The 20,968-nt window shown below is 69.0% G+C and carries 20 protein-coding genes and 1 riboswitch; of the genes, 11 read left to right on the top strand and 9 right to left on the bottom strand.

The window, feature by feature from the left end:
* Position 1 precedes the first annotated feature (1 nt).
* The 4 genes from ACIQ7D_RS12630 to ACIQ7D_RS12615 all read left to right on the top strand — a co-directional run bounded on the left by ACIQ7D_RS12630 (position 2) and on the right by ACIQ7D_RS12615 (position 4,385).
* The gene (locus ACIQ7D_RS12630; RefSeq protein WP_403936626.1) at positions 2–751 is read left to right on the top strand and encodes an SDR family oxidoreductase; all 750 of its coding nucleotides are present in this window, start codon (positions 2–4) and stop codon (positions 749–751) included.
* Positions 752–898: 147 nt separating this feature from the next.
* Positions 899–1,561 carry a TetR/AcrR family transcriptional regulator gene (locus ACIQ7D_RS12625; protein ID WP_403936624.1) on the top strand — a complete coding sequence of 221 codons (663 nt, stop codon included), beginning with the start codon at positions 899–901 and terminating at the stop codon, positions 1,559–1,561.
* A gap of 139 nt (positions 1,562–1,700) precedes the next feature.
* Positions 1,701–3,701 (top strand): S9 family peptidase, encoded by a 2,001-nt coding sequence (locus ACIQ7D_RS12620; protein ID WP_403936622.1) that lies wholly within the window; start codon positions 1,701–1,703, stop codon positions 3,699–3,701.
* A gap of 6 nt (positions 3,702–3,707) precedes the next feature.
* Positions 3,708–4,385 carry a DUF3159 domain-containing protein gene (locus tag ACIQ7D_RS12615; RefSeq protein ID WP_403936619.1) on the top strand — a complete coding sequence of 226 codons (678 nt, stop codon included), beginning with the start codon at positions 3,708–3,710 and terminating at the stop codon, positions 4,383–4,385.
* On the opposite strand, the gene ACIQ7D_RS12610 is transcribed toward ACIQ7D_RS12615, so the two are convergent.
* Positions 4,351–4,635, bottom strand: coding sequence for a DUF397 domain-containing protein (locus tag ACIQ7D_RS12610; RefSeq protein ID WP_403936617.1), 285 nt, complete (start codon positions 4,633–4,635; stop codon positions 4,351–4,353). The genes ACIQ7D_RS12615 and ACIQ7D_RS12610 overlap by 35 nt on opposite strands.
* Positions 4,636–4,657: 22 nt before the next feature.
* The gene (locus ACIQ7D_RS12605; RefSeq protein WP_403936615.1) at positions 4,658–5,479 is read right to left on the bottom strand and encodes a Scr1 family TA system antitoxin-like transcriptional regulator; all 822 of its coding nucleotides are present in this window, start codon (positions 5,477–5,479) and stop codon (positions 4,658–4,660) included.
* Positions 5,480–5,656: 177 nt separating this feature from the next.
* Here ACIQ7D_RS12605 and ACIQ7D_RS12600 point away from each other — a divergent pair, with 177 nt between their 5' ends.
* Positions 5,657–6,193, top strand: a complete 537-nt coding sequence (locus tag ACIQ7D_RS12600) for an ATP-binding protein (protein ID WP_403936613.1) — start codon at positions 5,657–5,659, stop codon at positions 6,191–6,193.
* Here the strand turns inward: ACIQ7D_RS12600 and ACIQ7D_RS12595 are convergent.
* Together ACIQ7D_RS12595 and ACIQ7D_RS12590 are read right to left on the bottom strand one after the other, a co-directional pair.
* Positions 6,190–7,212, bottom strand: coding sequence for a ribonucleotide-diphosphate reductase subunit beta (locus ACIQ7D_RS12595; RefSeq protein ID WP_403936611.1), 1,023 nt, complete (start codon positions 7,210–7,212; stop codon positions 6,190–6,192). The two genes, ACIQ7D_RS12600 and ACIQ7D_RS12595, sit on opposite strands and share 4 nt — an antisense overlap.
* Positions 7,212–9,626 carry a ribonucleoside-diphosphate reductase subunit alpha gene (locus ACIQ7D_RS12590; RefSeq protein ID WP_403936609.1) on the bottom strand — a complete coding sequence of 805 codons (2,415 nt, stop codon included), beginning with the start codon at positions 9,624–9,626 and terminating at the stop codon, positions 7,212–7,214. Before ACIQ7D_RS12590 ends, ACIQ7D_RS12595 begins: the two co-directional genes overlap by 1 nt.
* Before the next feature lie 146 nt (positions 9,627–9,772).
* A riboswitch (cobalamin riboswitch) is annotated at positions 9,773–9,915 on the bottom strand.
* Positions 9,916–10,011: 96 nt separating this feature from the next.
* Here ACIQ7D_RS12590 and ACIQ7D_RS12585 point away from each other — a divergent pair.
* Positions 10,012–10,596: a Uma2 family endonuclease gene (locus tag ACIQ7D_RS12585; protein WP_403936607.1), complete on the top strand. Its 585-nt coding sequence runs from the start codon at positions 10,012–10,014 to the stop codon at positions 10,594–10,596.
* 78 nt (positions 10,597–10,674) lie between these two features.
* On the opposite strand, the gene ACIQ7D_RS12580 is transcribed toward ACIQ7D_RS12585, so the two are convergent.
* The 3 genes from ACIQ7D_RS12580 to ACIQ7D_RS12570 all read right to left on the bottom strand — a co-directional run bounded on the left by ACIQ7D_RS12580 (position 10,675) and on the right by ACIQ7D_RS12570 (position 14,126).
* Entirely contained in the window at positions 10,675–10,905 is a 231-nt protein-coding gene (locus ACIQ7D_RS12580; RefSeq protein WP_403936605.1) for a YbdD/YjiX family protein, read from the bottom strand.
* Positions 10,902–13,124, bottom strand: coding sequence for a carbon starvation CstA family protein (locus ACIQ7D_RS12575; protein ID WP_403936603.1), 2,223 nt, complete (start codon positions 13,122–13,124; stop codon positions 10,902–10,904). Before ACIQ7D_RS12575 ends, ACIQ7D_RS12580 begins: the two co-directional genes overlap by 4 nt.
* 237 nt (positions 13,125–13,361) lie before the next feature.
* Positions 13,362–14,126, bottom strand: a complete 765-nt coding sequence (locus ACIQ7D_RS12570) for a GntR family transcriptional regulator (RefSeq protein ID WP_403937002.1) — start codon at positions 14,124–14,126, stop codon at positions 13,362–13,364.
* A 248-nt stretch (positions 14,127–14,374) separates the two neighbouring features.
* On the opposite strand from ACIQ7D_RS12570, the gene ACIQ7D_RS12565 reads away from it, so the two are divergent.
* The 4 genes from ACIQ7D_RS12565 to ACIQ7D_RS12550 all read left to right on the top strand — a co-directional run bounded on the left by ACIQ7D_RS12565 (position 14,375) and on the right by ACIQ7D_RS12550 (position 19,199).
* Entirely contained in the window at positions 14,375–15,658 is a 1,284-nt protein-coding gene (locus ACIQ7D_RS12565) for an extracellular solute-binding protein (RefSeq protein ID WP_403936601.1), read from the top strand.
* A 144-nt stretch (positions 15,659–15,802) separates the two neighbouring features.
* On the top strand, positions 15,803–16,804 hold the full coding sequence (locus ACIQ7D_RS12560; RefSeq protein ID WP_403936600.1) for a carbohydrate ABC transporter permease: 1,002 nt from the start codon (positions 15,803–15,805) through the stop codon (positions 16,802–16,804).
* Positions 16,801–17,661 carry a carbohydrate ABC transporter permease gene (locus tag ACIQ7D_RS12555; RefSeq protein ID WP_403936598.1) on the top strand — a complete coding sequence of 287 codons (861 nt, stop codon included), beginning with the start codon at positions 16,801–16,803 and terminating at the stop codon, positions 17,659–17,661. Before ACIQ7D_RS12560 ends, ACIQ7D_RS12555 begins: the two co-directional genes overlap by 4 nt.
* Before the next feature lie 8 nt (positions 17,662–17,669).
* Positions 17,670–19,199 carry a glycoside hydrolase family 3 protein gene (locus ACIQ7D_RS12550; RefSeq protein ID WP_403936596.1) on the top strand — a complete coding sequence of 510 codons (1,530 nt, stop codon included), beginning with the start codon at positions 17,670–17,672 and terminating at the stop codon, positions 19,197–19,199.
* A 4-nt stretch (positions 19,200–19,203) separates the two neighbouring features.
* Here ACIQ7D_RS12550 and ACIQ7D_RS12545 read toward each other — a convergent pair whose 3' ends face one another.
* Positions 19,204–19,401 carry a hypothetical protein gene (locus tag ACIQ7D_RS12545; protein WP_403936593.1) on the bottom strand — a complete coding sequence of 66 codons (198 nt, stop codon included), beginning with the start codon at positions 19,399–19,401 and terminating at the stop codon, positions 19,204–19,206.
* Between the two features lie 156 nt (positions 19,402–19,557).
* Here ACIQ7D_RS12545 and ACIQ7D_RS12540 point away from each other — a divergent pair, with 156 nt between their 5' ends.
* Positions 19,558–20,280, top strand: a complete 723-nt coding sequence (locus ACIQ7D_RS12540; RefSeq protein WP_403936591.1) for a GntR family transcriptional regulator — start codon at positions 19,558–19,560, stop codon at positions 20,278–20,280.
* 82 nt (positions 20,281–20,362) lie between these two features.
* Here the strand turns inward: ACIQ7D_RS12540 and ACIQ7D_RS12535 are convergent, their stop codons facing one another.
* Positions 20,363–20,560, bottom strand: a complete 198-nt coding sequence (locus ACIQ7D_RS12535) for a hypothetical protein (protein ID WP_403936589.1) — start codon at positions 20,558–20,560, stop codon at positions 20,363–20,365.
* Between the last annotated feature and the right edge of the window lie 408 nt (positions 20,561–20,968).

Raw genomic sequence — 20,968 nt, 5'->3', positions numbered from 1 at the left:
CATGGATACTCACATCAGTCCCACGCAGCGGCTGGCGCTGGTCACCGGCGCCAACAAGGGCATCGGGTTCGCGGTCGCCGAAGGGCTCCTCGGCATGGGGATGACGGTCTACCTCGGTGCCCGGGACACGTACCGCGGTACCTCGGCCGTGTCCGCCCTGGCCGCGCGTGGCTACGACGCGCGCTTCGTCCAGCTCGACGTCACCGACCAGGCGTCGGTCGACACGGCGGCGGAGACGGTCGCCCGCGAGGCCGGCGGACTCGACATCCTGGTCAACAACGCCGGGGTGCTCGCCACGCCCATCCACGCGCCGAGCGGGACCTCGGTCGACGAGATGCGGGGGACCTACGAGATCAACGTGTTCGGCGTCGTGGCGGTGACCAACGCGATGCTGCCGCTGCTGCGCCGGTCCTCGGCCGCGCGCATCGTGAACCTCACGAGCAACCTCGGCTCCGTCTCCCTGGCCGCGTCGAACCGGGCCTTTCCGCAGTTGCTGGCCTACAACTCCTCGAAGGCCGCGCTGAACGCCCTCACCGTCACGTACGCCAACGAACTGCGTGCCGAACGGATCCTTGTCAACGCCGTCTCACCCGGATCCGTGGCGACCGACCAGAACGGGCACGCGGGCGCCCTGACCGCCGCGGAGGGGGCCCTGCTGCCCATCCGGATGGCCACCCTGCCGCCCGGCGGCCCCACGGGCACGGCCGTCACCGCCGACGAGGATCTGAGCCACCACCCGCTGCCCTGGTAGACCACCGGCCGGCGGGCGCGTGTGTGATCCGTACCGGGCCGCCGCGGTTCCCTCGGGGAAGCCGCGGCGGTTCCGCACGTTTGCCAGTCTGTCACTTAGTGACGTAGTGTCGTTGAAAGACATAGAGGGAAGGGTGACGGGGACGCCATGACGACGACGGAGAAGCGCGGCGGAGGAGGGATGAGCGAGCAGCGGCGGCTGCGGCTGCGGCTGGAGATCTCCCGGGAGGCGGCCCGCCTGTTCTGGGAGCAGGGGGTGGCCGCCACGAGCGGTGATCAGATCGCGGAGGCCGTGGGCCTCTCCACGCGCACCATCTGGCGGCACTTCCGCAGCAAGGAGAGCTGCGCCGAGCCGATCGTCGCGCAGGGCGTCGTCACCCTGATGAGCGTGTTGCGGAGCTGGCCCCGGGGCAGTTCCCTCGAAGACCATCTGGCCGGGGAGCTGGCCAGACTCGGCCGCGAGAGACCGCCCGTCGATCTCGCCGACGAGATGCTGGCGATGAAGATGATCCGGCTCGCCGACACCGAACCCGCGCTCCGTACGGCCTGGCTGATGGCCTGTGACCAGACGGAACAGGCGATGGTCGTCATCATCGCCGACCGCCTCGGACGTCCGCCCGCCGATCTGGAGGTACGGATGCACGCGGCGTCCGCCGTCGCGGCCGTGCGGGTGCTGGACGAGTACATCGGGGCCGCCCTCCTCGCCGGCGCCGACCTCGGGGAGCTGAAGGACGTGAAGGTCGCCTCCCGGCGCTACGCGCACGCGATCCGCACCGCGACCGGCGGCATCGTCGGCGACCCGGTCGACTGAGGCATCGCCCCCGGGCTTCGTACGCCCACCGTGCCGGGACATGTCCACGGTGCCGGGACCTGGTCCATGGTGCCGGGACCTGGTCCATGGTGCCGGGACCTGTCCGCCATACCGAGACGACTTCAGGAGGAGCGTCCGCATGTCCACTGTCACCCGCGAGGTCCCCCACCTCACCGTCGCGGAACTCTTCGGCTCGCCCGTCCGGGGCCGCGCGTCCCTCTCGCCCGACGGCACCAGGATCGCGTATCTGGCGCCCTGGCACGGGCGGTTGAACGTATGGGTGGAGAGCGTCGATCCGGACCCGGGGGAGGAGGCGCGCTGCGTCACCGCCGACAAGAACCGCAGCGTGCACGTCTACCACTGGACCGACGACCCGCGCTGGCTGCTCTACGAACAGGACGGCGACGGCGACGAGAAGTGGCACATCTACCGCGTCGACCTGGAGAACCCGGACGCCGGGGCGGTCGACCTCACCCCCTTCCCCGGGGCCACGGCCATAGGTTTCGAGATGCCGGTCTCCCGGCCGGGCCGGGCGATCCTGCGGCTGAACCACCGGAACCCCGCCGAATTCGACCTGTACGAGCTGGACATCGCCACGGGTGAGCCGACAGTGCTGGCGGAGAACCCCGGCGGCACCGCCGGCTGGCTCCACGCGCCGAACGGGGACCTCTACGCCCGGACCGAGCGGCCGGACGGCACCGTCGCGCTGGTGCGGTGGGACGCCGGTACGGGGGAGGAGCACCTGGTCACCACGTTCGACGGCACCGACTACCCGCTGGGCGTCGCGCCGTTCGTGTTCACGCCGGACAGCACCGGAGTGTGGCTCGGCTCGTACCGCGACAGCGACCGGCTCCGGCTGGTCCGGCTCGATCTGACCACGGGGAAGGAGACCGAGGTCGACAGCCACCCGGTCTTCGATCTCGACACCCGCTGCACCGTCTTCCCCACCCTGCCGTCGACGCTCCTCCACGACCGCCGCACCGGGGAGCTGATCGGCGCCCGCTACCTCGGCGAACGGCAGGTGATCCACCCGCTGGACCCGCACTTCGCCGAGGTGCTGGACAACCTGGAGAAGCTGTCCGACGGCGACCTGGCCGCCGTGTCGTCCGACCTGAGCGGCGAGCGCTGGGTGGTCAGCTTCACCCGCGACCGCGACCCCGGTGTCACCTACTTCTACGACCACTCCACGGGCGGGAGCCGACTGCTCTTCCGGCCGCTCCCGCACCTGAACCCCGAAGTCCTCGCGCCCAAGACGCCGGTCACCCTCACGGCACGGGACGGACTCCCGCTCCCCTCGTACCTGACGCTGCCGCCGGCAACCGAGCGGCCGACCGGGCTCCCGCTGGTCCTGCTGGTCCACGGCGGCCCCTGGTCCCGCGACAGCTGGGGCTACGACCCCGTCGCCCAACTGCTGGCCAACCGCGGCTGCGGGGTGCTCCAGGTCAACTTCCGCGGCTCGACCGGCTTCGGCAAGGCGTTCCTCAAGGCAGGCATCGGGGAACTGGCCGGGAAGATGCACGACGACCTGATCGACGCCGTCGAATGGGCGGTCCGGGAGGGGTACGCGGACCGGGAACGCGTCGCCGTCTTCGGTGGCTCGTACGGCGGTTACGCCGCCCTGGTCGGCGCCGCCTTCACCCCGGACGTCTTCGCCGCCGCGATCGACTTCTGCGGTGTCTCGAACCTCGTCACCTTCCTGCGGACCGTGCCGGAGTTCGCGAAAGCGCACCTGACCAACAACTGGCACCTCTACGCCGGCGACCCCGACGACCCGCGACAGGAGGCGGAGCTGCTGGCCCGCTCGCCGGTCAGCCGGGTGGACGACATCCGGACACCGCTGATGGTGATCCAGGGCGGCAACGACGTCCGCGTGGTCAAGGCGGAGTCCGACCGGATCGTCGACGCGCTCCGGGCCCGGGGCGTCGAGGTCGAGTACCTGGTGAAGGAGAACGAGGGGCACGGCTTCGTCAATCCGGAGAACATCATCGAGATGTACGAGGCCGCCGACCGCTTTCTCGCCCGCCACCTGGGCCTGGACCCGGGCCCGGACCTGGGCGGACACCGCTGGCCCAAGACGGAGCGGGTGCTTCCGCTCCCCGAAGCTTCATGCCCTCCACGCAACAACGACCTGGTGAGTTGATCCCGCATGCCCGAATTCATATCCCCCGCCGCGCCGTCCGCGCCGAACGGGACGGAGGACCGCCCGGCGAAGCAGAGCCTGCTGGATCAGATGGGCGGCCCGACCGGCCTGGTGTACACGGCGCTGCCGATCACGGCCTTCGTCATCGTCAACGCCCTCTTCGGACTGGGGGCGGCCATCGGTACCGCCATCGGCGTCGCGGCGGCCGTCTCCGTACTGCGCCTGGTGCGCAAGGAACCGGTCCAGCCCGCGATCTCCGGCCTGTTCGGTGTCGCGTTCGCCGCGTTCATCGCCTGGAAGACCGGCTCGGCCAAGGACTTCTTCCTGACGGGCATCTGGATCAACATCGCCCTCTGTGTGCTCTTCCTGGCCTCGGTCCTCGTACGCCGGCCACTGGCCGGACTCATCTGGGGCGCGCTCAACGGCACCGGGACCGCCTGGCTGAAGGACAAGCCCTCGCGGCGCTACTACGACATCGCCACGCTCGCGTTCGCGACGGTCTTCGCCTCCCGGTTCACCGTCTGGCAGTGGCTCTACGAGGAAGACCGCACCGGCTGGCTGGCCTTCGCGAGGATCGCGATGGGCTACCCGCCCCTCGTCCTGGCCATCCTGGTGGTCCTGTGGGCGGGCCGCCGCTCGGCCAAGCGGCTCAAGGCCCAGGCGGCACAGCAGCCTGCTGGGTGACGGTGAAGGTGATGAAGGCGGACCACGGCTCGGCGGTGACGTGAAGTATGGGACCCGGCAGGGACTTCGAGTCGCGTACGTGGACGGTGGTGGGGGTGCGGGCCACTTCTACGCAGTCTCCGCCGCCCGAGCCGCTGTAGCTGCTCTTGACCCACGCCACCTCAACGCAGTTTCCGCCCCCTGAGCCGCTGTAGCTGCTCTTGAACCACGTCGGCTGGATGGGGTCGGCCGTAACCTGCTCGGTACTCATGCTTCTCCTGCCAGGCGCTCGATCAGACGGGCAGACTCACCGCGTTCAGGGCCTGCGTACGCAGCTTGCCATAGCGCAGTCCGAAGCTACTGACCGTTGAGGCATCGGTGATCACAAAACCCACGTCCTGCGACTCGATGTAGCCGACCCGGCGATGCTCCAGAGTCTCCAGAAGCACCATAGGTCCGTTGTGCCCGGGGTGGAACGCGCTGTTCGACGGCATGACCTGGATCTCGACGTTCCGCATCTGGCTCTGTTTCAGGAGGTGTTGAAGCTGTGCCCTCATCACCTCACGGTTGCCCACCACTGTGGTCAGGGCTGCCTCGCCGATGATGAAGCAGGTCTCCACCATGGGGGTCCGCGTGAGCAGCCTCTGTCGGCCGAGCCTGGCCTCGACATGCTGCTCGATCATCTCGTCGCTGAGGGGTGGGCAGTGGGTCGTGAAGAGCGCCTCTGCGTAGCTTTCGGTCTGGAGCAGTCCTGGGATCAGTAACGGTTCGAAGTCGTACCGGCTGACCGCCTCCAGCTCGAACTTCGCGAAATCCTGGAAGAACGCGGGCAGTTTGGCCAGGTCCACGTCGTCCTGCAACACCGCCAGCGTTCCGGCCGCCTTCAGTACCGTCTCCGCCGCATCCGTGAACGCGGACTTCGCCGGCCGCCTGCCCTGTTCGATCGAGGCGACCTGCTCGCACGAGTAGCCCACCGCGTCCGCGAGTTCCTGCTGCGTCAGACCCGCCCGGTCGCGGTGGAGCCTGACCATCTTTCCGTAGCCGACCCAGATGCGCGGTCGGCCGTCGTCCTGGATCCGTGTCTTCTTCGGGTTCTGCTGACGGCTGGTTCCCATACGCCTCACACTCCATCGTGCGTGCCGCTGCGTGAATAACCTTCCCTGCGCAACGTCCCGCGTCCCGCCGCCGTCACGGGCCGCGACCCGTACAGAACCAGGGTCCGGCCCGTACCAGATCGTCAGGTACGGGTGTCCGCCCTGGTCACGATAGATGAGTGACGGGACGGTTACCCTATGAAGTCGGAAATTCCCCCCGCCGCCGTCTCCACCGGACCAGCCGTACCCGCAGAGCCCGGCCCTCCGCCGCCGTTCTCGCCGCTGCTTCCGCTCTCCCGGATCAGGCTCAGTTCCAGCCATCGTGGCGCCCGCCTCGCCCGGTTGCTCTGCGCCGAGCAGCTCGACTCGTGGGACATCCCGCGTACCGTCCCCGCCTCCGGTTCGGTCGTCGCCGTCGTCGTGGCCGAGCTGGCCGCCAATGCCGTGACCCACGGGCGCACCCCCGGGCGGGACTTCGAGGTGCGGCTCGGGCGCGGGGTCGACCGGGTGCGGGTCGAGGTCATCGACACCCGGCCCGACCGGCTGCCCCGCGCGCCCGGGATCTCCTCCCCGCCCGCCGTCGAATCGACCGGCGGGCGGGGGCTGTTGCTGGTCGCCGCCTACGCGGACCGGTGGGGGTGGGGCGTCCGGGATCCGTACACCAAGACCGTCTGGGCGGAGGTGGGGTACCGCGGCTCCGAGTACCTCTCCCCGACTCCAGGACTCCGGAACTAGAAGTCGTCGTCGAAGCCGACCGTGCCCTCCACCGCCACCTGGTACGCCGACGGGCGGCGCTCGAAGAAGTTCGTCAGCTCCTGGACGCCCTGGAGCTCCATGAACGCGAACGGGTTCTGTGATCCGTACACCGGCGGGAAGCCCAGGCGCTGGAGCCGCTGGTCCGCGACGCACTCCAGGTACGCGCGCATCGACTCCGTGTTCATGCCCGGCAGCCCGTCCCCGCACAGGTCGCGGCCGAACTGAAGCTCCGCCTCGACCGCTTCCTTCAGCATGTCCGTGACCTGCTGCTGGAGTGCGTCGTCGAACAGCTCCGGCTCCTCCTTGCGGACCGTGTCCACGACCTCGAAGGCGAAGTTCATGTGCATGGTCTCGTCACGGAAGACCCAGTTCGTGCCGGTGGCCAGGCCGTGCAGCAGGCCGCGCGAGCGGAACCAGTAGACGTACGCGAACGCCCCGTAGAAGAACAGGCCCTCGATGCACGCCGCGAAGCAGATCAGGTTGAGCAGGAAACGGCGCCGGTCCGCCTGGGACTCCAGGCGGTCGATCCGCTCGACCGAGTCCATCCAGCGGAAGCAGAACCGCGCCTTCTCGCGGATCGACGGGATCTCCTCGACCGCGTCGAAGGCCGCAGCGCGGTCCTCCGGGTCGGGGAGGTAGGTGTCCAGCAGCGTCAGATAGAACTGGACGTGTACGGCCTCCTCGAAGAGCTGGCGCGAGAGGTAGAGCCGCGCCTCCGGGGAGTTGATGTGCTTGTAGAGCGTCAGCACCAGGTTGTTGGAGACGATCGAGTCGCCCGTCGCGAAGAACGCGACCAGCCGGCCGATCATGTGCTGCTCGCCGGGGGAGAGTTTGGCGAGGTCGGCGACGTCGGAGTGGAGGTCGACCTCCTCCACCGTCCAGGTGTTCTTGATCGCGTCGCGGTAGCGCTCGTAGAAGTCCGGGTAGCGCATGGGCCGGAGCGTCAGCTCGAACCCCGGGTCCAGGAGGTTCTTCCGCGTCGTCGTTTCCGTGGTCATTACTGGCATGCCTCGCAGGACTCGGGGTTTTCCAGGGAGCAGGCGATCGCCTCGTCGGCCGGGGTGATCTGTGCGGGGACGGGCTTCGGTGCCGGTGCCGACTGCCCGCCGGCCGCGCGCGCGATGCGGGTCGCCGGGCGCGAGCGCAGGTAGTACGTCGTCTTCAGCCCCTTCTTCCACGCGTACGCGTACATCGAGCTGAGCTTTCCGATGGTCGGCGTCTCCAGGAACAGGTTCAGCGACTGGCTCTGGTCCAGGAACGGCGTACGGGCCGCCGCCATGTCGATCAGGCCGCGCTGCGGGATCTCCCACGCCGTACGGAACAGCTCCCGCACCTCGGCCGGGATCCAGGTGAAGCCCGCCACCGAGCCGCTGGACTCGCGCAGCGCCTCGCGGGTCTGCGCGTCCCAGACGCCGAGCCGCTTCAACTCCGCCACCAGGTAGGAGTTGACCTGAAGGAACTCCCCGGAGAGCGTCTCGCGCTTGAACAGGTTCGAGACCTGCGGCTCGATGCACTCGTACACGCCCGCGATCGACGCGATGGTCGCCGTCGGCGCGATGGCCAGGAGGAGGGAGTTTCGCATACCGGTCTCCGCGACCCGGGCGCGCAGCGCCGCCCAGCGCTCGGGCCAGTTCAGCTCCACCTCGTAGTGGTCGGGGTGGAGCACCCCGCGTGCGGCGCGCGTCTTCGACCAGACGGGCAGGGGGCCGCTCCGCTCGGCGAGGTCGCAGGACGCCTCGTACGCCGCGAGCATGATCCGCTCGGCGATCCGGGTGGAGAGCGCGGCGGCCTCCGGGGAGTCGAAGGGCAGCCGCTTCTTGAAGAAGACGTCCTGAAGGCCCATCGCGCCCAGGCCCACCGGACGCCACTTGGCGTTGGAGCGGCCCGCCTGCTCGGTCGGGTAGAAGTTGATGTCCACGACCCGGTCGAGGAAGGTGACGGCGGTACGGACGGTCTCGTCCAGCCGCTCCCAGTCGATCTCACCGGTGGCCGCGTCCACGAACGCGCCCAGGTTGACCGAGCCGAGGTTGCAGACGGCCGTCTCGCCGTCGTCCGTCACCTCAAGGATTTCTGTGCAGAGGTTGGAGGAGTGGACGGTGTGGCCGGGCTCGGCGGTCTGGTTCGCCGTACGGTTCGACGCGTCCTTGAAGGTCATCCAGCCGTTGCCGGTCTGCGCGAGGGTGCGCATCATCCGGCCGTACAGCTCACGGGCCTTGATCGTCCTGCGGGCGAGACCGTCGGCCTCCGCCTTGCGGTACGCGGTGTCGAACGCGTCGCCCCACAGGTCGACCAGGTCCGGCACGTCCACCGGCGAGAACAGCGACCAGACGCCGTCCGCCTCGACCCGGCGCATGAACTCGTCGGGGATCCAGTGCGCGAGGTTGAGATTGTGGGTACGGCGCGCGTCCTCGCCCGTGTTGTCGCGCAGTTCGAGGAACTCCTCCAGATCCGCGTGCCAGGTCTCCAGATAGACACAGGCGGCGCCCTTGCGCCGGCCGCCCTGGTTGACGGCCGCGACGGAGGAGTCGAGGGTCCGCAGGAACGGGACGATGCCGTTGGAGTGGCCGTTCGTCCCCCGGATCAGTGAACCGCGCGAACGGATACGGGAGTACGACAGTCCGATCCCACCCGCGTGCTTGGAAAGCCGCGCCACCTGGTGGTACCGGTCGTAGATGGAGTCCAGCTCGTCCAGCGGCGAGTCCAGCAGGTAGCAGGACGACATCTGCGGGTGGCGGGTACCGGAGTTGAAGAGCGTGGGGGAGGAGGGGAGGTAGTCCAGCCGGCTCATCAGCCGGTACAGCTTCTCGACCTCGTCCAGCGCGTGCGCGCTCTCGTCCTCGGCCAGCCCGGCGGCGACCCGCAGCATGAAGTGCTGCGGCGTCTCGATCACCTGGCGGGTGAGCGGGTGCCGGAGCAGATAGCGGCTGTAGAGCGTACGCAGCCCGAAGTAGCCGAAGCGGTCGTCGGCGGCCGGGTCGATCAGCGCGTCGAGGCGGTCGGCGTGGAGCGTGACGAAGGCGGCCGTACGGTCCGCGATCAGGCCCTCGCGATGGCCGGTGGCGACGGACGCGGAGAACGACACGGCGCCCTGGGAGGCCGCCTCGTCGGCGATCGTACGGGTGAGCAGCCGGGCGGCGAGGCGGGAGTACGCCGGGTCGTCGGAGATCTGCCCGGCCGCCGCCTCCGTGGCCAGCTCGCGCAGCTCGGCCTCGTCCGAGCGGGCGTTGCGGCCGCGCAGCGCGGCGGCGGCGATCCTGCCCGGGTCGGCGTCGGGCAGATCGGCGGTCAGCTCGGTCAGGGTCCGCAGCAGCGCGGTGCCGGGGGCGTCGGCCTGCCCGGGGACGGTCGTCGCCCCGTTCTCGGACGGTGCCTCCGGGGCAACTGAAACCGGATCCGCTGGCGCGATGGTCACGTGGTGCTCTCCCTCGCTCGGCTCTGGGCCACGAGGAGGCACGGGTCCGCGCGCACGGCCGCACCCCATGCCTTCGCAGGGCGGCACACCGCGCCGCGTCCACCGGCCCAACCGCGAGGCCCGGACGTCTGGGCGCCCGGATCGGTCGAGCCGGACGCACTGCCGGCAGGTGTTCGGACTGGCGGGCACGACAAAGCGCGCCACAGTACACCGTTGCGGGACAGTTCCGGATTCACACCGGATTCCCCTGCGTCGACAGCGAGGTCGAGCATACATCTGGGGGGCGCGCGGTGCGCCACCCCCCAGATGTTGTGTCGTGGGTCGCTTCGACGGTCGTTGTCGGACCCCTCCGCTATCGTCGTTGTGACAAGGAGGAGGTATCCCCATGACGGTCATCGACTACGAGTCTCAGATCCATCCCGAGGAGTTCGACGAGGCCACCGCGATAATGGCCCGCACCATTACGAGCATTCGGCTGGAACTCATCGACGGGAAGATCAGGAGCAGGGTTGTGCCGGATGGGGACCACGGACGCATCGTGCAGTGGCTGACCCGTATCTGTATGCAGTCCCGTCCGGAGCTGTGGCTCCATCCCGACCAGGGACTCAAAGCGCAGACGTATCGGAAGGGCCGAGCCCGTCCGGATGCCTCACTCGCCCCCACGGATGCCTTCGTCGGCCAGGGGGAGTGGGCCGATCCTGCCCCGGTCCTGATGACGGTCGAAGTCACGTCGTACGACTCCGACACCGACAACCGTGACCGGGTGGAGAAGCCGCGTGCCTACGCCCAGACCGACATCCCGGTCTACCTGCTGATCGACCGGGACAACTGCGTTGTGACGGTCCACAGCGAGCCCGACGGAGTGCGGTACGAGACCATCCACACCGTGCCGTTCGGCAAGGAGATCACTCTCCCCGAACCGGTCGGGATCACGCTGGAGACCGAGCAGCTCAAGGACTGGGTGCGCTGAGGTGACGACGAACGGGCCGCCGGACCCGTGGAAGAGGTCCGGCGGCCCGTGGTTCGCGCGGTGCGGCTCGGCAAAGGCTCAGCAGCAGCGGAAGCCCTCGCGCGGGTCGGCCTCGCGGGCGTCCGTGCGGCTGCGTTCGAAGGCGCGGCGGGTCATGACCTCCCCCGTCGGGGCACCGGCGTCCGCGTGGGCCCGCGCGTGGGCCACGTACCGCTCGTACGCGGACTCGCCGGTGAACTCCCGTACGTACCAGCGGATCCGCCCCGCCACCTGCCGGACCCGCTCCGCCCGGCTCCGGGGCCGGGTCATGCCGGGCCCGTTCCCGCCGGGACGCTCTCCCGCTCCCTGGCGGTCCCGGCGGCGGCCAGCTCAGCCTTCTCCTCCTTGGTGGGGATCATGCCGGCCGGGGCGACGATCCTGGACTCGGTGTACGGGACCTCCACCAGCTTCACGCTCTCCGGATCACGGATCGCCTTGAAGCAGACCCGCCCGGCGTCCGCGATGACGACCAGGATGAGGACCGCGAAGAGCGCCGAGAGGACCCCGTCCACCGTGGAGTTGGTGACGACGGTGTGCATGTCGTCCATGGTCTTGGCCGGGGCCAGCACCTCGCCCCGGTCGATGGCCGACCGGTACACGTCGCGCTGGGTGAAGAAGCCCACCCTCGGGTCGCCCGAGAAGATCTTCTGCCAGCTCGCGGTGAGCGTGACGGCGGCGTCCCACGCGAGTGGCACGGCCGTCACCCAGGCCCACTTCAGGCGGCCGGACTTGACCAGCAGCGTGGTGCAGACGGCGAGCGCCACGGCCGCCAGGAGCTGGTTGGCGATGCCGAAGAGCGGGAAGAGCTGGTTGATACCGCCCAGCGGGTCGTGGACTCCGACCCAGAGGAAGTAGCCCCAGCCGCCGACCACGACCGCGCTGGCGAACCAGACGCCCGGCTTCCAGCTCACCTGGCGCATCGGCTTGTAGATGTTGCCGAGCATGTCCTGGAGCATGAAGCGCCCGACGCGCGTCCCCGCGTCCACCGTGGTGAGGATGAACAGCGCCTCGAACATGATGGCGAAGTGGTACCAGAACGCCTTCATGGCGGTGCCGCCGACGACCGACGAGAAGATCTCCGCCATGCCGAGGGCGAAGGTCGGCGCCCCGCCGGTCCGCGACAGCAGGCTGGTCTCCTCGACGTCCTTCGCCGCCTGGGCGAGCTGGTCGGGCGAGATGGTGAAGCCCAGGTTCGCGACCGCCTGCGAGGCGGATTCGACTGTACCGCCGATGACCCCGGCGGGGGAGTTGACCGCGAAGTAGAGGCCCGGGTCGATGATGCAGGCGGCGATCAGCGCCATGATCGCGACGAACGACTCGGTCAGCATCGCGCCGTAACCGATCATCCGGATCTGGGTCTCCTTCTGGACCATCTTCGGCGTCGTGCCCGAGGAGATCAGGGAGTGGAAGCCCGAGAGCGCGCCGCACGCGATGGTGATGAAGACGAACGGGAACATGGACCCGGCGAAGACCGGGCCGTCACCGCGGCTCGCGAACTCGGTGACCGCGTCCATCTTCATCGTCGGCAGCGCGACCGCCACACCCAGCGCCAGCAGCACGATCGTGCCGACCTTCATGAACGTCGACAGGTAGTCGCGCGGCGCCAGCAGCATCCACACCGGGAGCACGGAGGCGAGGAAGCCGTACGCGATCATCCAGATGACCAGCGTCCCGGCTTCCAGCGTGAAGGTGTCGGCGAGCGAGGACTCCGCGACCCAGCCGCCCGACACGATGGCGAGCAGCAGCAGCGCCACTCCGATGAGCGAGACCTCGGTGACCCGGCCGGGGCGCAGCACCCGCAGGTAGACGCCCATGAAGAGAGCGATCGGGATGGTCATGGCGATGGAGAAGACGCCCCACGGCGAGTGCGCCAGGGCGTTGACGATGACCAGCGCCAGCACCGCCAGCAGGATGATCATGATCATGAAGACGGCGATGAGCGCGGCGGCGCCGCCGAAGGGGCCGATCTCGTCCCGGGCGATCTGACCGAGGGAACGGCCGTCGCGGCGGGTGGAGAAGAACAGCGTCACCATGTCCTGGACGGCACCGGCGAAGATGACGCCCGCGACGATCCAGATGGTGCCGGGCAGATATCCCATCTGCGCGGCGAGTACGGGACCGACCAGGGGCCCGGCGCCCGCGATGGCCGCGAAGTGGTGGCCGAACAGCACACGCCGGTCGGTGGGGTGGAAGTCGACCCCGTTGTCGAGCCGTTCCGCCGGGGTGGCCCGGGTCTTGTCGACCTTGAGGACGCGGTTCGCGATGAAGCGCGAGTAGAAGCGGTAGGCGATCGCGTACGAGCCGAGGGCGGCGGCCAGCATCCACGCCGCCGAGACCTCCTCGCCCCGGGAGAGGGCGAGCACCCCCCAGCCCGCCGCGCCCACCAGCGCGACCAGGGTCCAGACGGCGATGGATCTCGGGCTGAGACCACCTGGGGTCTTCGGCCGGGTGTCCGCCGACGAGGTGTCGGTCGGCGCGGGCTCTGGCATGGCGAGTCGTCCCCTCACTGGTCACCTGCGTACTGCCTGACGCGTCACGCCCGATGCGTCATGCGACGTGCATCACGCGTAATGCGCAGGAAATCTAGGGGACCATCCCGGGACACGCCACCACCAGCCCATATCCCGGTACGTTAACTGCCCGCAGGGGGTGGGTTTATGTGGGCGTGGCGGTTTTTTTGTGCACGGGCTTCTCGCGCCGGGCCTTCGGTCCGGTCCGCTCCTAGGTCACGGGCGCGGGCGCTGGAGGCGGGCCACGAACTTGTAGCGGTCGCCGCGGTAGACGGACCGTACCCACTCCACCGGTTCACCGGCCGCGTCCAGCGAGTGGCGCGACAGCATCAGCATCGGCAGGCCCACGTCCGTACCGAGCAGCCCGGCCTCGCGCGGGTTGGCCAGGGCGGTCTCGATGGTCTCCTCGGCCTCGGCGAGATGGACGTCGTACACCTCCGCCAACGCCGTGTACAGGGACGTGTACTTGACGAGCGAGCGGCGCAGTGCCGGGAAGCGCTTCGCCGAGAGGTGCGTGGTCTCGATGGCCATCGGCTCACCGCTCGCCAGCCGCAGCCGCTCGATCCGCAGGACCCGCCCGCCGGCGGTGATGTCGAGAAGCCCCGCGAGGGTGTCGTCGGCCGTGACATAGCCGATGTCGAGGAGTTGCGAGGTCGGTTCGAGCCCCTGGGCGCGCATGTCCTCGGTGTACGAGGTGAGCTGGAGGGCCTGGGAGACCTTGGGCTTGGCGACGAAGGTGCCCTTGCCCTGAATGCGTTCGAGCCGGCCTTCGACGACCAGTTCCTGGAGCGCCTGGCGCACGGTCGTCCGCGAGGTGTCGAACTCGGCGGCCAGCGTGCGCTCCGGCGGTACGGGCGTCCCGGGCGGCAGCGTCTGCGTCATGTCGAGCAAGTGCCGCTTCAAGCGGTAGTACTTGGGTACGCGGGCCGTACGGGTGGCGGGTCCGCCCTCGGTCTCCGTACCGACCCCGTCCGTGGCCATGGCCTGCCTTCCCGACTCCTGCGCTGCTGCCGTCACCGGCTCCTCCGTCTGTCGCGGCTCACATGGTGGCACGGTCCGGCCACGGGTCGTCGCCCTCTCTCAGGTGTCGGTCCGATAACGGACACGACTGCCCTTCTTATACACCCTTGACACCCCTAAAGGTCTAGGCCAAGCTCACTCCCTACTGGTCTAGTGGTCTAAACCATTAAAGGGACCAGGGGGGTTGCAGTGTCCCTGAGGAGGGTGGCGTGAAGCGCAAGCTCATCGCGGCGGTCGGCGTCGCAGGCATGGTGATCGGCCTCGCGGCGTGTGGTTCCGACGACCCGAAGGGCGGGGCGTCCGGCGGAGATTCGGCGAAGGAGCTCACCGTCTGGCTGACGGTGGACGCCCAGAACAACTGGCCGGAGCTGGTCAAGGCCGCGGACGACGCGGTGGTCAAGAAGCACCCGGGCATCAAGATCAAGCACGAGTACTACGGATGGCCCGACAAGAACACCAAGCTCGACGCCGTGCTCGCCACCGACAAGGCCCCCGACGTGGTCGAGATGGGCAACACGGAGATGCTGGGCTACACGGTGAAGGGCGCCTTCGCCGAGCTGGACCCGGCGAAGTTCGACAACTCGGACGCCTGGCTCGACGGGCTCAAGTCGTCGGTGACGTACAACGGCAAGACCTACGGCGTGCCGTACTACGCCGGGGGCCGGGTCGCCAACTGGCGCAAGGACGTCGCCAAGGAGGCCGGGGTCACCGCCGTACCGAAGACCTACGCCGAGCTGACCGCCGGACTCGACAAGATCCAGGCGAAGCGGGGCGACAAGTTCAGCGCCTGGTACCAGCCCTCGCGCGACTGGTACGCGGCCATGTCCTTCGTGTACGACGCCGGCGGCTCCATCGCCGAGGACAGCGGCGGCACCTTCAAGGCGAACCTCTCCTCGCCCGAGTCCCTCAAGGGGCTGAAGGAGTACAAGAAGGTCCTGGACACGTACATGCACGCGGACAAGACCAAGGACGAGTCCGACCGTTACATCGTGTACGGCCAGGGCCAGTCCGGCATGATCTTCGCCGCCGCCTGGGAGGGCGCGACCGCCGAGGACCCGAAGAGCGACAAGACCGGCAAGCTCAAGGGCAACCTGGAGAACTTCGTGATGCCGGGTCCGTCCGGCGCCAACATGCCCGTCTTCCTCGGCGGTTCCGACCTGGCCGTACCGGTCAAGTCGAAGGCGCAGGCCACCGCCGCCGAGTGGATCAACGCCTTCACCGGCGCCAAGGGCCAGAAGGGCCTGATGGGCAAGGGCAACCTGCCGAACAACAAGACGGACCTCGCGACGCTGAAGGACGACCCGGCGACCGCGGTCCCGGCCACCGCGGCCGAGTCGAGCTGGTTCGTGCCGATGGCGCCGGGCTGGGGCCAGGTCGAGAAGGCCCAGGTGCTCCAGACGATGCTCCAGTCCATCGGCACCGGCAAGCAGTCGGTGGAGGAAGCCGCCAAGGAGGCGGACGCCGCCATCGACAAGGTCATCAACACCAAGTGACCTGAGGGCGGGGGCTCCCGTCCGGCACGATCCGCCGCCGTCCGGGCGATCTGCCGGACGGGAGCCCCCGCCCGGCCCGCTGAGGAGCGCGCGATGAGTGCCAGTGCCAGTGCCCCTACGAGTACCGGTGGCAGTGCCATGGAGATGACGACGACCCCGACGACGGCCGGTGACCCGCCCACGCGGCACGATCCGCCCGCGGGTCCTTCCGGGCCCGGGGCGAGACCCGGCAAAAACGGGCGCCGGGGCCGGGGGGCCGGCGGGAGCTCCGTACCCTGGCTGCTGCTCGCGCCCTGCCTGGCCGTCCTCGCGCTGGTGCTCGGCTACCCGCTGACGCGGCTGGTCACCCTCTCCTTCCAGAAGTTCGGCCAGCCCCAGCTCTGGGGGTTCCAGGCCCCGGAGTCCGCGGGCTTCGACAACTTCGCCACGGTCCTCGGCGACGGGGAGTTCTGGGCGGTCGTCCTCCGTACGATCGTCTTCGCGGCCGGGGCCGTCATCCTCACCATGGTGCTCGGCATGCTCATCGCCCTGCTCCAGCAGCGGGTCTCCGGCTGGGTGAAGACCCTGATCAACATCGCCCTGGTGGCGAGCTGGGGCATGCCGATCCTGGTCGCCGTCACCGTCTTCAAGTGGATGTTCGACACCGACTACGGCGTCCTCAACTGGGTGCTGTCCCGGATCCCCGGCGTCGACCTCATCGGCCACAACTGGTTCGCGAGCGGACCGCAGGGCCTCGCCGTGATCATGCTGCTGGTGGTCTGGGGCGCCGTACCGTTCGTCGCCATCACCCTCACCGCCGGGCTCACCCAGGTGCCCGCGGAGCTGGAGGAGGCCGCGCGGCTCGACGGGGCGGGCGCCTGGGGCGTCTTCCGCCATGTCACCGTTCCGATCCTCAAGCCCATCATCGTGATGCTCGCGACGCTCTCGGTGATCTGGGACATGGGGGTCTTCCCGCAGGTGTTCGTGATGCGCAATGGCCACCCCGAGGCGGAGTTCCAGCTCCTCACCACCTACTCGTACGACAAGGCGTTCGTCGTCAACGACTACTCCCAGGGCTCGGCGATCGCGCTGCTCACGGTCCTGCTCCTGCTGGGTGTGATCGCGGTCTACATGCGCCAGATGCTCAAGATCGGAGAGGTGGAGTGAGCGCTTCGACCCCTGTGGTGGCACCCGGTGGGCGCCGCGTCGGCGGACGCAAGGCCGGCTGGAACGTCCTCGGCGTGCTCGTCTTCGTCGTCCTCGGCTTCCCCGTCTACTGGATGCTGAACACGGCGTTCAAACCGGCCGGCGACGCCATCGACCCCGACCCGCACTTCTTCCCCCGTACCTTCACCCTGGACAACTTCCGCCGGGCGCTGGACATCGCCGACTTCTGGGGACCGGTCGGGCGCTCGCTGCTCGTCTCGTCCGTCGTGGTCGTCATCGGTGTCGCGGTCGGGCTGCTCGCCGCGCTCGCCATCTCCCGGTTCGCGTTCCGGGGCCGCAAGGTCGTGATCGTCGGGATCCTCGCCGTACAGATGGTGCCGCTGGTCGCCATGATCATCCCGGTCTTCCTGCTGCTCAACGACCTCGGTCAGTACGACAAGCTCTCCGGCCTGGTCATCACGTACCTCACCTTCATCCTCCCCTTCACCGTGTGGACCCTGCGGGGCTTCATCGTCAACATCCCGAAGGAGCTGGAGGAGGCGGCGATGGTCGACGGATGCAGCCGCACCGGCGCCTTTGTCCGGGTGGTCTTCCCGCTGCTCGCGCCCGGCATGGTGGCCACCTCGGTGTACGGCTTCATCCAGGCGTGGAACGAGTACCTGTACGCGCTCATGCTGATGAGCCAGCAGAACCAGACCGCGACCGTCTGGCTCTCCAATTTCTCCACCAAACACGGAACCGAGTTCGCCCCGATGATGGCGGGCTCCACGATGATGGCCGTGCCCATCGTGATTCTGTTCCTGCTCGTCCAGCGCAAGATGGCGGCGGGTCTGACAGCCGGCGCAGTGAAGGGTTAGAACCACCGATGGCCACACTCGTATCCAGCACCGACACCCTCACCCGCGACGCCCTCGCCGTCCTCCAGCCGGGTTTCGTCGGCACCACGGCCCCCGACTGGCTGCTCCGGGCGATCGGTGACGGGCTCGTCTCGGTCGGTCTGTTCGGCCGTAACATCGCCACCTCCGAACAGCTCGCGGCCCTCACCCGACGGCTGCGGGAGGAGCGGGACGACATCCTCGTCGCCATCGACGAGGAGGGCGGCGACGTCACCCGCCTCGAAGTACGGCAGGGCTCGTCCTTCCCCGGCAACCACGCGCTCGGGGCCGTCGACGACCCCGACCTCACCCGCGACGTCGCCCGCGAACTGGGCCGGCGGCTCGCCGCCTGCGGGGTCAACCTCAACTGGGCGCCCTCCGCCGACGTCAACTCCAACCCGGACAATCCGGTCATCGGGGTACGGTCCTTCGGCGCCGACCCCGAGCTGGTGGCCCGGCACACCGTCGCGTACGTCGAAGGGCTCCAGTCCGCCGGGGTCGCCGCCTGCGTCAAGCACTTCCCCGGCCACGGCGACACGGCCGTCGACTCGCACCACTCGCTGCCCCGCATCGACGCGGACCTCGCCACACTCCACGCCCGCGACCTGCTGCCCTTCCGCGCGGCCGTCGCGGCGGGTTCCCGATCGGTGATGAGCGCGCATATCCTGCTCCCCGCGCTCGACCCGGACCACCCGGCGACCCTGAGCCCGCGGATCCTGACCGGACTGCTGCGCGAGGAACTGGGTTTCCAGGGCCCGATCATCACCGACGGCATCGAGATGCGGGCCATCGCCGAGGCGTACGGGATCGAACGCGGCTCCGTCCTCGCGATCGCGGCGGGCGCCGACGCCATCTGCGTCGGCGGCGGCCTGGCGGACGAGGACACCGTACTGCGGCTGCGGGACGCCCTGGTGGCCGCCGTACGGAGCGGCGAACTCCCCGAGGAGCGCCTGGCCGACGCGGCCGCGCGGATGCGCGGCCTCGCCGACTGGACCCGAGGGGCCAGGGGGGCTTCGGTGCCGGGCGCGGCCACACAGGAGGGGACCGCGCCCGGCGCGGATCCCCTTCCCGGGATCGGCCTGCTGGCGGCCCGCAGGGCACTGCGCGTCACGGGCACGGTGGCTCCGCTCACCCGGGCCCCGTACGTCGCGGTCCTCACCCCGGTGGCGAACATCGCGGTCGGCGAGGAGACCCCCTGGGGCCTGGCGACCGAACTGGGCCACCTCCTCCCGGGCACGGAGTCGGCCACGTACGGAGACACCCCGGCCCCGGACGCCCCGGCGCCCCGCATCCTCACGGCGGCGGGCGACCGCACCCCGATCGCGGTGGTCCGCGACGCCCACCGCCACCCCTGGATGTCGGCCACGCTGGACGCCCTGCTCACGGCCCGCCCGGACACGCTGGTGGTCGAGATGGGCCTCAACGAGGCCCCGCCGAGGGGAGCCCTCCACATCGCCACCCACGGCGCGGCCCGCGTCTGCGCCCAGGCGGCGGCGGAGGTCATCGCGGGGCGGGGGTGAGGGCTTACTGGTGGCCCTCCGGGTGCCGTCTCAGATAGACGTTGCAGTCGGTGACACTCGTCATGTCGCCGACTGTGCGGGCCCGCTCACGGACGTCGGCCAGCTCGGCACAGCCCGCGCAGCCTTGTACGGGCGTCGGTTCCAGCTCCCACCGCAAAGGGAGTTCGACCGGTGGAGTTGAGTACCGGGTCGGCTCAGTCATGGGGCATCGACACCTCTCGAACATCACATGGCCGACCTCTTGACAGGTCGGTGCTCTAGTTCGGTATTCGAGTGGCCGAAGCACTCCCGCTACGGTTCGTAGTGCACTAGTGTGCTCTCCCTGACGGCACGTCAACTCAGCGGAGGGGCGACACGTATGCCTACCCCCAAGACGTTCACGAAGATCGCGGATCACTTCCGGGAGCGCATCCTGGCGGGGGAGCTTGAGCCGGGTGCCAAGCTGCCGACGAACCGGGAAATCGCCGGGCAGTGGCAGGCCGCGGCCGCCACCGTCTCCAGGGCCCTGCAAGCTCTCCAGGTCGAGAACTACATCCGCACCACGCCAAGAGGCACATTCGTCGCCGATGACCCCAGATGGACCTTGTCCGCGCGGGACCGGCTGGCCAGGATCCAGCGGGTGAAGTCCTTCCTGGCGGAGGGTGAGACGAGCCGGGTCACGGCCGCCGAGTTGGTCGCCCCGCCGCTGTATGTGGCGGAGCTCTTCGACCTGGACACCGGAGACCAGGTCGTCCGGCGCGAGTGGCTGGCCGGCCGGGGCAAGACGAGGACGGTGTTCGCGGTCACCTGGTACCCGGCCCCGTTCGCCGCCCTGGTCCCCGACTTGCTGAACACCGCCCCGGGCCGCAACCACGGCCTGACCACCCGTATCCTCGAAGCCACAGGGCGCGCGATCACCCACGCCCGCGACGACATGCACGCCCGCCCCGCCGACGCCCGCGAGGCAAGTGCACTGGCGCTGCCGGTCGACTCGCCGATCCTGGCCGGTGCCCACCGTTGGTCGGACGTGGAGGGGATCATCGAATACGGGGAGTGGTGCCTGCCGCCCCGGTTCACGATCGGTTACGAGTACCAGCCCTGACAGCTCGAAGCAGAACACGCAAAAGCCCCGCCAGGACACCTGACGGGGCTTCAGATGTGCATAAGCGATCACATCACGGCAGTCAACCCCCACCAACGATTGGCATATCCGGCAGACTGTCCAAGAGAGCTCTCACCTCATCCTTGGTCGCCCCTACGCGCGTCTGAAAGTCGCGGTTATCCCCGGTCTCAAGCGCTTCCATCATCAACGCTTCGACCAGAAAGAATTCCGCTCTAGGCATCGTGATCACGACCTGCTCACCGTGATCCTCCACATGCATCGGAATCGTCCTCTCACTCTGACTTGAAGTTCCTGGTGAAGTACCTATAGCCCTCTTGGGGTGCGAAGACAGTACCACCGTCCCTCGATCCGGGGTTGCGGATTACTATTACCCCGTTCCGCCAATAGGCAGACGCGCCATCGGATCGCACGCGACGCTCTCCGTTCAGGATTACACCTTCAATCATGTCGGAGAATTGTGCGCGAGTCCGAATTCCGGGGAATTCCCTCTGCTCTACAACATGCTTCTGGAAGGCGTGCCCGTCCGCTCCAGCGAGTTCCTTCGCTGCGAGCCGAGCTTGAAGTCGGGGGCCATCCGCAACGTTGCAGCCACCCGAATTGTGAACGAGGACAGGCGTATCACCCGCCAGCACATAGTACGTGTGCTATGCAACCCCTACCTACCTGC

It is taken from the genome of Streptomyces sp. NPDC096310 (assembly GCF_044763125.1).
Lineage (GTDB): Bacteria > Actinomycetota > Actinomycetes > Streptomycetales > Streptomycetaceae > Streptomyces.
This window is presented reverse-complemented; position numbering and strand designations above follow the sequence as displayed.

Bases quoted from the DNA above. Each gene is read 5' to 3' on its own strand.
- ACIQ7D_RS12630 (WP_403936626.1), top strand. From the start codon at position 2: ATGGATACTCACATCAGTCCCACGCAGCGGCTGGCGCTGGTCACCGGC.
- ACIQ7D_RS12585 (WP_403936607.1), top strand. From the start codon at position 10,012: ATGACGGTCATCGACTACGAGTCTCAGATCCATCCCGAGGAGTTCGAC.
- ACIQ7D_RS12575 (WP_403936603.1), bottom strand. From the start codon at position 13,124: ATGCCAGAGCCCGCGCCGACCGACACCTCGTCGGCGGACACCCGGCCG.
- ACIQ7D_RS12545 (WP_403936593.1), bottom strand. From the start codon at position 19,401: ATGACTGAGCCGACCCGGTACTCAACTCCACCGGTCGAACTCCCTTTG.
- ACIQ7D_RS12540 (WP_403936591.1), top strand. From the start codon at position 19,558: ATGCCTACCCCCAAGACGTTCACGAAGATCGCGGATCACTTCCGGGAG.
- ACIQ7D_RS12595 (WP_403936611.1), bottom strand. From the start codon at position 7,212: ATGACCACGGAAACGACGACGCGGAAGAACCTCCTGGACCCGGGGTTC.
- ACIQ7D_RS12610 (WP_403936617.1), bottom strand. From the start codon at position 4,635: ATGAGTACCGAGCAGGTTACGGCCGACCCCATCCAGCCGACGTGGTTC.
- ACIQ7D_RS12560 (WP_403936600.1), top strand. From the start codon at position 15,803: ATGACGACGACCCCGACGACGGCCGGTGACCCGCCCACGCGGCACGAT.
- ACIQ7D_RS12625 (WP_403936624.1), top strand. From the start codon at position 899: ATGACGACGACGGAGAAGCGCGGCGGAGGAGGGATGAGCGAGCAGCGG.
- ACIQ7D_RS12605 (WP_403936615.1), bottom strand. From the start codon at position 5,479: ATGGGAACCAGCCGTCAGCAGAACCCGAAGAAGACACGGATCCAGGAC.
- ACIQ7D_RS12600 (WP_403936613.1), top strand. From the start codon at position 5,657: ATGAAGTCGGAAATTCCCCCCGCCGCCGTCTCCACCGGACCAGCCGTA.
- ACIQ7D_RS12550 (WP_403936596.1), top strand. From the start codon at position 17,670: ATGGCCACACTCGTATCCAGCACCGACACCCTCACCCGCGACGCCCTC.
- ACIQ7D_RS12570 (WP_403937002.1), bottom strand. From the start codon at position 14,126: ATGGCCACGGACGGGGTCGGTACGGAGACCGAGGGCGGACCCGCCACC.
- ACIQ7D_RS12620 (WP_403936622.1), top strand. From the start codon at position 1,701: ATGTCCACTGTCACCCGCGAGGTCCCCCACCTCACCGTCGCGGAACTC.
- ACIQ7D_RS12580 (WP_403936605.1), bottom strand. From the start codon at position 10,905: ATGACCCGGCCCCGGAGCCGGGCGGAGCGGGTCCGGCAGGTGGCGGGG.
- ACIQ7D_RS12535 (WP_403936589.1), bottom strand. From the start codon at position 20,560: ATGCATGTGGAGGATCACGGTGAGCAGGTCGTGATCACGATGCCTAGA.
- ACIQ7D_RS12615 (WP_403936619.1), top strand. From the start codon at position 3,708: ATGCCCGAATTCATATCCCCCGCCGCGCCGTCCGCGCCGAACGGGACG.